The sequence below is a fragment of the Nonlabens sp. genome, from assembly GCF_018401815.1.
Taxonomy (GTDB): Bacteria; Bacteroidota; Bacteroidia; order Flavobacteriales; family Flavobacteriaceae; genus Nonlabens.
In genome coordinates, this window is the sequence record NZ_JAGYKG010000025.1 from 1 (window position 1) to 1,472 (window position 1,472).

A 1,472-nucleotide genomic window follows, 5' to 3' on the forward strand; every position below is an offset into this window, starting at 1 on the left:
ATAGATGTATTAGAATAAATTTTATAATTATAAAATTTGAGTCGACTAACTACAGATTATAGGAATTATTTAAATCTTCTATTTCAAATGCTTCATTAGCCCCTTGCGCAACACCTCAGGATAAAATTCTCTAATATCAGAGAAGATATCGTTGGCGAACATCACGTCGATGCCCGAGAAAGAGAATCCAGAGTAGCGGTAGAGCAGGTAGAACTGGTCTTCGGTGCGGGCGCGTATGCGTCCGGGTTTCATGAATTTAGATTGCCCGAAGGGTACGGTCAGGGAGAATCCGATGATGGCAGGTTCTTCTGAGCCAAATGATCCAGAACTGGCGAGGTCTGTGCGCGAATAGAAGAGGCTGAAATACACCTCGTTGAACTGGCGTTGAACCTGAAACTTGTAGCCGAGGTCAGCGGCGGCGAAGGTTCCGTAGGTCAAGTTGATGTCGGTGTCGTACTTATTCCATCGGTAGTTGAAGATCGCTTGCCAAAGGGCGTCGCTGTTGCGATTGTTTTGAACGACCCAGTTTTCGTCGAGGTATCCTGTACGGGTGACTCCGTAGAGGAGCTCTAAGTAGAAGCGCTCCTGATCGAGGTAATTACGAAAGCGAGTGTACAGCCCGAACTTGCCTTGAGGCAGGTAGCCCAGGCTGGCGCTTAAAAAGGTGTTTTGGCCGAATCGGGCGCTCTGGGTGACCTTCATGGTCACGGGTGAGGAGATCGCGCGGCCAGGTATGTCGTTTTGAACGATGTTTAAGAAGTCGAATTCAAATTCGGTTCCTCGACCGAAGGTGGAAAGCACCCGTGAGTTGATGTAGGTACGTGATTGAAATCCGTCTCTGAAATCTCCGAGGGCATAGTCTACTCGCACCCCAACCGGAACGTCAATCTTGTAGAACGAAAGGTTCTCGCGCTCGGCCTCTTTAAAATAGCTCTCTACCTTCTCAATTTCGATAGAGAACTGCATGGATGAAGCTAGGGTGTGGCGATCGATTAATCCGCTCTTATAGGCGTTTAAATCGTTCATAGAAAGGGTAGCTATCGCCATTGGAATGTCTTGACTTCTCAGCAAGAAATGAATGTGCTCGTAAAGGCTTAAATCGGTCTCCGTGAGCTGTGCGATTATGTTGGCCAGACCCTTGGCCTCAAAACGGTACAGGTTATTCTCATAGGTGATATAGAGGTCCGTACCCTTCTGCACTGCAGCCACATTTTCAAAACCCTGTTCAGCTAGCGATTGTACTATGGTTGATTGCTGCGCATGCGCAGAATAAAACCCGAAACTTAGCAGGGCATATATAAAGAAAACTCTCATCGGTTTGATAGGTTAAAGCGGTAGGTGAAGAATCCGGATGGTGCCTGCATATCAAGCAAGCCAACGGCGAAGTGAAGGTGACCTAAAACGGTAGTCTTGAGGGCAACATTAAAGGATTCGGAATCGTATTCAGCTATTGCTGTTAGGTAAGGAAATTT

At 47.1% G+C, this 1,472-nt stretch carries 1 protein-coding gene; it reads right to left on the bottom strand.

Annotated elements, in window-relative coordinates:
* Positions 1-78 precede the first annotated feature (78 nt).
* Positions 79-1,314, bottom strand: a complete 1,236-nt coding sequence (locus KG732_RS12960) for a YjbH domain-containing protein (protein ID WP_213524451.1) — start codon at positions 1,312-1,314, stop codon at positions 79-81.
* Between the last annotated feature and the right edge of the window lie 158 nt (positions 1,315-1,472).

Bases quoted from the DNA above. Each gene is read 5' to 3' on its own strand.
- KG732_RS12960 (WP_213524451.1), bottom strand. From the start codon at position 1,314: ATGAGAGTTTTCTTTATATATGCCCTGCTAAGTTTCGGGTTTTATTCT.